This window comes from bacterium (assembly GCA_040755795.1).
GTDB lineage: Bacteria > UBA9089 > CG2-30-40-21 > CG2-30-40-21 > SBAY01 > JBFLXS01.
In genome coordinates this window covers 1-8520 of sequence record JBFLXS010000158.1, presented here as the reverse complement: position 1 = coordinate 8520, position 8520 = coordinate 1, and the positions used below count along the sequence as shown (strand labels likewise).

13 protein-coding genes are annotated in these 8520 nt (G+C 35.7%); 9 read left to right on the top strand and 4 right to left on the bottom strand.

Annotated features, from left to right (window positions below; all coding sequences use genetic code 11):
- Positions 1-129: 129 nt before the first annotated feature.
- The 4 genes from AB1414_11105 to AB1414_11090 form a co-directional block, all read right to left on the bottom strand.
- A complete protein-coding gene (locus AB1414_11105; GenBank protein ID MEW6607978.1) occupies positions 130-1125 on the bottom strand; it encodes a polyprenyl synthetase family protein in 996 nt (331 codons plus the stop codon).
- Complete coding sequence (gene xseB, locus AB1414_11100) at positions 1125-1409, bottom strand: exodeoxyribonuclease VII small subunit (GenBank protein MEW6607977.1); 285 nt, start codon at positions 1407-1409, stop codon at positions 1125-1127. The genes AB1414_11105 and xseB overlap by 1 nt, the downstream gene beginning before the upstream one ends.
- 1 nt (position 1410) lies before the next feature.
- Positions 1411-2583: an argininosuccinate synthase gene (locus AB1414_11095; GenBank protein ID MEW6607976.1), complete on the bottom strand. Its 1173-nt coding sequence runs from the start codon at positions 2581-2583 to the stop codon at positions 1411-1413.
- 69 nt (positions 2584-2652) lie between these two features.
- Positions 2653-2793 (bottom strand): alpha/beta hydrolase, encoded by a 141-nt coding sequence (locus AB1414_11090; GenBank protein ID MEW6607975.1) that lies wholly within the window; start codon positions 2791-2793, stop codon positions 2653-2655.
- Between the two features lie 221 nt (positions 2794-3014).
- Between AB1414_11090 and AB1414_11085 the strand changes: the two genes are divergently transcribed.
- From AB1414_11085 to AB1414_11045, 9 genes are all read left to right on the top strand, one after another.
- A complete protein-coding gene (locus AB1414_11085; GenBank protein MEW6607974.1) occupies positions 3015-3197 on the top strand; it encodes a hypothetical protein in 183 nt (60 codons plus the stop codon).
- Positions 3181-3657 carry a hypothetical protein gene (locus AB1414_11080; protein MEW6607973.1) on the top strand — a complete coding sequence of 159 codons (477 nt, stop codon included), beginning with the start codon at positions 3181-3183 and terminating at the stop codon, positions 3655-3657. The genes AB1414_11085 and AB1414_11080 overlap by 17 nt, the downstream gene beginning before the upstream one ends.
- A complete protein-coding gene (locus AB1414_11075) occupies positions 3654-4010 on the top strand; it encodes a DRTGG domain-containing protein (GenBank protein MEW6607972.1) in 357 nt (118 codons plus the stop codon). The genes AB1414_11080 and AB1414_11075 overlap by 4 nt, the downstream gene beginning before the upstream one ends.
- The gene (locus AB1414_11070) at positions 4011-4925 is read left to right on the top strand and encodes a CBS domain-containing protein (protein ID MEW6607971.1); all 915 of its coding nucleotides are present in this window, start codon (positions 4011-4013) and stop codon (positions 4923-4925) included.
- Between the two features lie 75 nt (positions 4926-5000).
- The gene (locus tag AB1414_11065) at positions 5001-5339 is read left to right on the top strand and encodes a serine kinase (GenBank protein MEW6607970.1); all 339 of its coding nucleotides are present in this window, start codon (positions 5001-5003) and stop codon (positions 5337-5339) included.
- A gap of 10 nt (positions 5340-5349) precedes the next feature.
- Positions 5350-6063 carry a PHP domain-containing protein gene (locus tag AB1414_11060; protein ID MEW6607969.1) on the top strand — a complete coding sequence of 238 codons (714 nt, stop codon included), beginning with the start codon at positions 5350-5352 and terminating at the stop codon, positions 6061-6063.
- A 15-nt stretch (positions 6064-6078) separates the two neighbouring features.
- A complete protein-coding gene (locus AB1414_11055) occupies positions 6079-6609 on the top strand; it encodes an ATP-binding protein (protein ID MEW6607968.1) in 531 nt (176 codons plus the stop codon).
- A 664-nt stretch (positions 6610-7273) separates the two neighbouring features.
- Positions 7274-7771 (top strand): NADH-quinone oxidoreductase subunit NuoE, encoded by a 498-nt coding sequence (gene nuoE / locus AB1414_11050; protein ID MEW6607967.1) that lies wholly within the window; start codon positions 7274-7276, stop codon positions 7769-7771.
- 65 nt (positions 7772-7836) lie between these two features.
- Positions 7837-8220 (top strand): (2Fe-2S) ferredoxin domain-containing protein, encoded by a 384-nt coding sequence (locus AB1414_11045; GenBank protein ID MEW6607966.1) that lies wholly within the window; start codon positions 7837-7839, stop codon positions 8218-8220.
- Positions 8221-8520: the final 300 nt, after the last annotated feature.

Here is an 8520-nt window from a genome sequence, read left to right as displayed (position 1 = left end):
TTGAGTCTTAATACATTGAAATTTATAAGCAATTAACAATATTTGAAAGTTCGTTTTCGTTTATAGACCTATTTTTCTTTCTTTGCGTCCTTTGCGAAACCTTCCTTTGCGCTCTTTGCGGTTAAATTTTTATACCTTTAAAAAACTTGAACATCGAGTATTAGATATTTTGTAATGACCTGAACGCTTACTTATTCTTCTGCAATTTCTGCCCGCTTTAGTCTGATGTCTATAGTCTACTGTCTGAATCACAGAGCCTCTTCTACCAATAAATTCAGCAATAGCCCTTAGCGGATCAGCCTTATGATTAAAATTCTTAAGACAGGATATTGCAGATTCAATTAACATTGTCACTTGCTTTTTTGATGATTCAATACCATAGACCGCCGGGTAGGTTAATTTTTTCTTAACTAAATCACTTTTTCTGTCTCTGCCTTTTATCCCTTCTTCAAGGTCTAATAAATCATCGACAATTTGAAAGGCTAAACCAATATGTTCTCCATACCTGGTTAAAAAAAGCAATTGATTTTTGTCTCCTCTACCTAAGATACATCCAACCTTCACCGTGGCACATAGTAAAGCCCCTGTTTTATGGGTATGAATATACTCAAGGGTCGGAACATCTAATATTTCACTATCTTCAGATTTAATATCAACCACCTGTCCGCCAATCATTCCGGATGTGCCAATAGCCTTTGATATTTCTTCATAAACTTTTATTACTCGAGCAGGTGAGTTTTTAATTTTGGACAATAAGTAAAAGGAATGAGTAAGTAAGGCATCACCGGCTAAAATAGCGATGGCTTCATTAAATTTCTTATGGCAGGATGGTTTCCCTCTACGGAAATCATCATCATCTATTGCAGGCAGGTCATCATGAACAAGGGAATAAGCATGGATTAGTTCTAAGGCAGCGGCAGGCAGTAATAATTCTTCTTCTTTTCCTTCAACCGCTTCCCCTGCGGCTAAAGTTAAAATCGCCCGTATCCTTTTTCCCCCTGAAAACACTGCATATCGCATTGCCTCATGAATAACCTGTGGATACTCACTCGCCCGGGGTAAATAATTATCTAATGCCTCATCTATTAATTTTTTTTTATTGACTAAATATTTCTCAATATCCATTAAAATGGTAACTCTTCCTCTTTCCCTGCGTTCTCTTCTTCAGATTCAATTTCCTGGTCGGATGAAAAAGGGGTAGCCGTAATTTTTCCTGTTTGTTCATCTTTAGTTAAGATTTCAATTTTGCGTTGTGCCTCATTCAACTTTTTAAAGCAGGTCTTTGACAGTTTCATTCCTTTTTCAAAAGCGGCTAATGATTCCTCTAATGGTAAGCCACCTTGCTCTAATTTTCGGACAATCCCTTCCAGTTCTCCTAATGCCTCTTCAAATTTAATTTTTTCTTCCATTTTAAGCTATTCCTTTATACGGTAAACCAAAGATTTTGATAAATCCTTCAGCGGCTTGATGGTCAAAGGTATCGTCCTGACTGTATGTGGCTAATTCATAGCGGTATTGTGAATATGCGGATGCTCGACCAACCACGATTGCCTTGCCAGGTAAAAGTTTTACTCTGATTTTACCCGTAACATTAGTTTGTGTCTTTTCGACAAATCCGTCTAATGCAGATTTTAATGGCGAATACCATAATCCATAATATATCAATTCAGCGTATTTCAAGCTGATTATTTCTTTAAAATGAATTGTTTCTCGATCTAACACTAATGATTCTAATGCCTTATGTGCCTCAAATAAAATAGTTGCGGCCGGTGCCTCATAAACCTCTCGTGACTTCACTCCAACAAGTCTATTCTCAACTATATCAACCCGTCCAATGCCATATTTCCCACCTATTTCGTTTAATCTCTGGATTAACTTTACTGAAGCATACTCCTCATTATTTAGTTTTACCGGAATACCTTTTTCAAACGCTATTTCTAAATAAGTTGGTTCTGGTGGTGATTGAGCGGTAGTTATTTGATAAGCATCTTCTGGTGGTTCTACCCAGGGGTCTTCTAATGGACCACACTCAATACTTACTCCCCACAGGTTTTTATCAATGCTATACGGGCTCTCCCTGGTTACTTGCACCGGGATATTGTGTTTTATCGCATATTCAATCTCTTGCTCACGACTTTTAAATTCCCATATCCTGGCTGGGGCTAAAATTTTTAGTTCTGGAGCCAGAGATGAAATTGTCACCTCAAACCGAACCTGGTCATTGCCTTTACCCGTGCAACCATGTGCGGCAGTATCTGCATTCTCCTTTTTGGCAACCTCAACTAATTTCCTGGCAATCAAAGGTCGAGAAAGTGAAGTTGCTAATAAATACTTACCTTCATAGACAGCATTTGCCTTTAATGTGGGAAAGATATATTGATTAATAAATTCATCCTTGACATCCTCAATATAAATCTTATCCGCCCCGCTTGATATTGCCTTTGAATGCAATTTATCAAAATTTTCTCCCTGACCTAAATCTACGGCTACGGCAATCACCAAAACATCATAATTGTCTTTTAACCATTTAATCATCACGGAGGTATCTAACCCACCAGAATATGCCAAAACAACTTTTTTCATCTTTCTTCATCCCCTTTTTATTTCATAAAGCAATAGTGTGGTGTTGAGTAAGTTTTGCACGGCGTATCATCAGATTTCATAACCTGCAAACGGATAATTGGTAACTGGTAACTGGTAATTGGTAACTGGTAACTGGTAATTGGTAACTGGTAACTGGTAATTGGTAACTGGTAACTGGTAATTGGTAACTGGTAACTGGTAATTGGTAATTGGTAACTGGTAATTGGTAACTGGTTAAATAGTTTCGTCATGAGATCAGCCAAACGGTATTTAATTACCAGTTACCAATCATCAGTTACCAGAATCAAATTCCGTGCGTTATTTGTTCAACACGACACTAGTAAGATTATCATAAATAATAAGTTGTTGTCAAGAATTTTTTAAAATAAAAATTGACTTTTTCAGGATATTGTGATAATATAATTTTTAAGATGATTGATAAAGATACGATACCTCTACCAACACAGGAGGATGAAGAAAAAGAAATGGAAAATCTAATTACCTGGCTTTCTAAGTTTGGCGTTAAAAAGAGATTACAAATTGGATATAGACATACCCTTGCCGCGATTAAATTTAGCAAATTAAAAAAGGTGGAAAATGACAGACCCGGTTGAGTTTATTGCCGCAATTCATAATGCTCATATTAAGTATCTTCTGATAGGACGACAGGCAATGATTGCCTATGGTATACCTGTCCAAACAATGGATTACGACCTTTATATTGATGGAAGTAGAGAAAATACCAAAAATTTCCTTGAAATAGCAGAGAAGTTTGACCTGTTTCCATCTAAAAAATTAGACGAGATGGAATCATATTTTATGTTTAAATTAGAAAATGATGTATCTATTGATGTGTTTCGGGCTAAAAAAGTGATTACTCAAAAAGGAGAAACTATTTCATTTGAAGAAATGTATAACCGTAAGGAAGTAATTACAGATGAAACAGGATTTCAGGTAAATGTGCCTTGTGTTGAGGATTTGATTAAATTAAAGAAAACAGATAGATATAAAGATACGATAGATATTAAGTATCTTGAAAAATGGCAAGAAATGCAAAAAAGGAAAAATAAATGAAAATTAGAGAACTAAAAGAAATTTTAGAGGCTGAAATCCTTACAGATACCTCTGGTTTAGAAATAGAAGTAAAGATGGCTTGTGGCGCGGATTTAATGAGTGATGTCTTATCCTTTACTAAAGCCAGGGCATTACTTCTCACAGGTCTTACTAATTCCCAGGTAATTCGGACCGCAGAGATATCTGATATGAAGGCAATTTGTTTTGTGCGTGGTAAAAAACCACCCACAGAAACAATTGATCTGGCAAAAGAAAAAAATATCCCATTATTAGTTACTAATTTACCGATGTATGAATCCTGTGGTCGATTATATCAAAAAGGATTACCCGGGTGCTCAGAGATAGAAGAATAAATGGATGCAAAAGAAAAAATTAGTGTAATTCAAGAACTGGCTTATGAATTAAAAGTTGGCGAGGTAATGAAAAAAGAGGTTATTACTGTTAGTCCGAATAATTTAATCGCTGACTTGCGTGAAATTTTGAGAGATAACCGTATCTCAGGAACACCGGTTGTAGATAAAGGTAAATTAGTTGGGATTATTAGTCTTGAAGATTTTATTAAATGTTTATTAGATGGAGAAATGGAAATCCCTGTTTCACAAAAAATGACTCAATCTATACAAACTTTATACGAGGATGAACCACTTATCCACGCCATTAATAAATTCGAGAAATTAAATTATGGAAGATTTCCGGTAGTTGCAAGAGAAAATGGTAAATTAGTTGGGATTATAACCAAAGGAGATATTATTCATGGGCTATTGCAAAGATTAGAAAATGAATATTATGAGGAGGAGATTAAGCGACTTCGAGCAAGTCATTTCTTTGAGGATATTATTGCCGATGAATCAAGGATAATTTTACAATATAATATTGTTGGTAATGATTTTAAGCGAGCGGGAGAGTCATCAAGCCGTCTCAAAAAAACACTGACACGATTAGGTATCCGTCCGCAGGTAATTCGTCGGTTAACTATTGCCAGTTATGAAGCGGAGATGAATATTGTTATTTTTACATCTCAAGGCAAGATTATCACTAATATTCAACCCAGTCAGATTAAGCTTTCCGCGATAGACTCTGGACCTGGCATACCTGATGTTGAACAAGCAATGCAACCCGGCTTCTCTACCGCACCAGATTGGATTCGAGAAATGGGTTTTGGTGCAGGTATGGGACTTGCCAATATTAAAAAGTGTGCTGATGAATTCTCCATCAATTCAAAAGTAGGTCAAGGAACTCAAATTGAAATTATTATAAATTTAGAGTAGAAAACAGAGGTCAGAGAACAGATATTAAGGTAATATCTTTAAAATCTGACTTCTAACCTCTATAAACGGTGAAAAATGAAGTTAAAAGAAATAGTTGAAAAATTAAATTTAGAGGTTAAATCTGCACCGGAAATGTTAGACAAGGAAGTTACCGGCGGCTATGTCTCTGACCTTTTATCGGATGTGATGGCAAATGCCAGGGAAGGAAATATCTGGGTAACTTTACAAATACATCAAAATATCGTGGCCGTGGCTTCCTTGAAAGAGATTAGAGGGATTATCTTGGTTAATAATCGTCAGCCAGACGAAGATACACTACAAAAGGCAATCCATGAAAAGATTCCTATTTTAGTCAGTAAATTATCAACTTTTGAGTTAGTAGGGAAATTATATCAGTTACCAATTACCAGTTAGTAATCCCAAAATGCTTAAAATATTTAATACAGATTTGCATATCCATACCTGCCTTTCTCCTTGTGGCGACCTGGATATGACACCAAAACGAATAATAAATACGGCAAAGTCAAAAAAATTAGATATAATCGGTATCTGTGACCATAATTCAGCCGAAAATGTCTTGATTAGTAAAAAAATTGGCAAAACCTTTGAGATAACGGTTATTGGGGGAATTGAGATTACAACATCAGAAGAAGTACATCTATTAGCCCTTTTTGATAATGATGATGACCTACTAAAATTACAAGAACTTGTCTATGAAAACTTACCAGGTGTAAATGACGAGAATGCCTTTGGATTACAATTAGTGGTTAATGAAAATGACGAAATTGTGAGGCATAACCAGAGGCTTTTGATTGGAGCAACTAAATTAACGATTGAAAAATGTGTTGAGGCAATTCATTCGCTTAATGGCATTGCCATTGCCTCACATATTGACCGTGAAGGATTTGGAATTATTGGGCAATTGGGCTTTATTCCAGAAGGGTTAGAATTAGATGCTGTCGAAATATCGCCAAACATAACAAAGGATAAATTGACAGTAAAAAAATTTCCTGTAATTACAGGCTCTGATGCCCATTTTTTAGCGGATATTGGTAAAACCTGGACTCAATTTTCACTAAAAGAACCCGTGGTAAAAGAAATAAAAAAGGCTTTATTAAAAACTACATTAAAGATTTAGAGACACAAAAGTAAAGTGGAAGATTTATCATTACATATTCTGGATATAGTTGAAAACTCAATTCGAGCCGGGGCAAAAAGGGTCAAAATAAAGATTGACGAAAATTTAAAAAAAGATGTGCTAAAAATCGAGATGAATGATGATGGTTTTGGAATGGATGAAGAAACGGTTAAAAAAGCCACAGACCCGTTTTTTACGACTAAAAAAGCACGAAAGGTCGGTTTAGGGCTTTCATTGCTTGCTCAGGCGGCGAATGAATGTGACGGTAAATTTGAAATAAAATCAAAAAAAGGGATTGGAACTAAAATTACCGCGAGTTTTAAACATAGTCATATCGACCGCAAACCCATCGGCGATATGAAACAAACAATAATGACGCTCATAGCCGGGAATCCAGAAATAGATTTTTTTTATCAACATAAAAAAGAAAACTTAACTTATTCTCTGGATACGAACAAAATAAAGGCAGATTTAGATGAAATCCCAATAAATAATGTCGAGGTGCTAAAACTTATCCAGAAAGACCTTATGGAAGATTTAAAGTAACATAAGCATCCTGCTTCTAGTGTCGTGGTGAACAAATAACGCACGGAATTCGATTCTGGTAACTGGTGATTGGTAACTGGTAATTAAATACCGTTCGGCTGAGCTCAGGACAAAACTATTTAACCAATTACCAATTACCAGTTACCAATTATCCGTTTGCAGGTTACGAAACCTGATGATACCCCGTGCAAAACTTACTCAACACCACACTAGCATAAAGGTTAAAATAGTGTATAGGGTTCTGCAAAATAGGATTTGAGGGAGACAACAAATAAATATCAAATATAAATATCAAAATGCAAAATTACAAATCAAATTTCAAAGAGGAAGTAGTAGGGTTTCTCAAAGAGTTGGAGGAATTTAGTAATATCTTTGCTTCAAGTATTTTAACGCTGAAATGTAGTAGATAGTTTATAGTTGATAGTTTATAGTTTATAGTTGAAGGACTATAGACTATAAACCATAAACCATAAACTATAAACCATAAACCATAAACTATAAACGAGTTTTGCATTTTGCTCTTTGGAGGAAATCCCTTTTGGACACCAAATCTGCATAGATTTCACTATTAGAGTTATTTTCAGACACCACCGGATTTTCCGTGTTTCATCCGTGTCCATCTGTGGCTGAATAGTTATCAAAAATCGAAAGGAGATATCTAACTATGGAAAAAGAATGTCAATGTGCAAAAAAGGTTGAAATAACCCAGGAACAGTGGGCAAAGATTGATGGGATAATTGCTAAATACAAGGATAAACCAGGTGCTCTTATCCCGGTATTAGAACAGGTACAGGGCGTAGCCGGATTTTTACCCGAAGAGGTCCAACACCATATCGCGGAGAGATTAAATCTTTCCTCATCTATGGTCTATGGTGTCGTCACTTTCTATTCATTCTTTACAATGGTGCCCAGGGGAAGACATTTAATCCGTGTCTGCCTGGGAACAGCCTGTTATGTAAAAAGAAGTGATGAGATTTTAGATAAGGTTAAACAAGAATTAAATGTAGGAGTTGGGAAAATGACCGGAGATGGAAGGTATTCGCTAGATAGTGTTCGCTGTCTGGGAGCCTGTGGTTTAGCACCAGTGGTAGTAGTAGATGAAGATACCTATGGAGCAGTTGACTCGGTTAAAATTATGGAGATTGTGAATGAATATAAATAAAATAATGAATAAAATCAATACTCAATTTTATGGGAGAGCGTTGACCAATTACGAGGAGGTATAAGATGCCAAAATTAAGGGTAGATGATTTAAAAAAGATTAAAAAGGATTATCAAACAACCGCAACATTACGGGAAGGTGGTTATCGGGCAAAAATAACAGTTCACATGGGAACCTGTGGTATTGCCGCCGGGGCAAGAAAAGTGATGACCTCTTTGATGGATGAAGTTGCAAAAAGAAATGTAAAAGACATTATTGTAACTACCTCAGGTTGTGCTGGTCTGTGCAGTCGTGAACCAATGGCTACGGTTGAATTAATAGGAAAATCACCAGTTAAATATGTGGAGCTGGATGCAGAAAAAATAATCAAGATACTAACTCAACATGTCCTTGGTGAGAAGATTGTCGAAGAATATGCCTTTGTTATGGGTAGTGAAACGACTTATTAAAAGAGTTATAGTGTTTCCAGTTCACGATTATAGCAGTTATTAGTCAAAACTTTACTCAGAGTGGATAAGTAAAAAAATCCCAAATCCCAAGCACCAAATCTCAAATAAACACCAAATTTCAAGTCCTAAATACAAACTATGGGGGTAATGTTTTGAATTTTGGTTATTTGAATTTATGTAAGCGTTCAGGTGGTGTAACAAAAGGAGATGTGGAGATTAAGGAGATAGGGAGATATTATTAAAAAAATTGAAATTAATAGAAACTAATAGAAATTTATGGAAATTTGTTGTTTTCCACAA

Bases quoted from the DNA above. Each gene is read 5' to 3' on its own strand.
- nuoE (MEW6607967.1), top strand. From the start codon at position 7,274: ATGGAAAAAGAATGTCAATGTGCAAAAAAGGTTGAAATAACCCAGGAA.
- xseB (MEW6607977.1), bottom strand. From the start codon at position 1,409: ATGGAAGAAAAAATTAAATTTGAAGAGGCATTAGGAGAACTGGAAGGG.
- AB1414_11085 (MEW6607974.1), top strand. From the start codon at position 3,015: ATGATTGATAAAGATACGATACCTCTACCAACACAGGAGGATGAAGAA.
- AB1414_11070 (MEW6607971.1), top strand. From the start codon at position 4,011: ATGGATGCAAAAGAAAAAATTAGTGTAATTCAAGAACTGGCTTATGAA.
- AB1414_11075 (MEW6607972.1), top strand. From the start codon at position 3,654: ATGAAAATTAGAGAACTAAAAGAAATTTTAGAGGCTGAAATCCTTACA.
- AB1414_11095 (MEW6607976.1), bottom strand. From the start codon at position 2,583: ATGAAAAAAGTTGTTTTGGCATATTCTGGTGGGTTAGATACCTCCGTG.
- AB1414_11065 (MEW6607970.1), top strand. From the start codon at position 5,001: ATGAAGTTAAAAGAAATAGTTGAAAAATTAAATTTAGAGGTTAAATCT.
- AB1414_11105 (MEW6607978.1), bottom strand. From the start codon at position 1,125: ATGGATATTGAGAAATATTTAGTCAATAAAAAAAAATTAATAGATGAG.
- AB1414_11060 (MEW6607969.1), top strand. From the start codon at position 5,350: ATGCTTAAAATATTTAATACAGATTTGCATATCCATACCTGCCTTTCT.
- AB1414_11045 (MEW6607966.1), top strand. From the start codon at position 7,837: ATGCCAAAATTAAGGGTAGATGATTTAAAAAAGATTAAAAAGGATTAT.
- AB1414_11080 (MEW6607973.1), top strand. From the start codon at position 3,181: ATGACAGACCCGGTTGAGTTTATTGCCGCAATTCATAATGCTCATATT.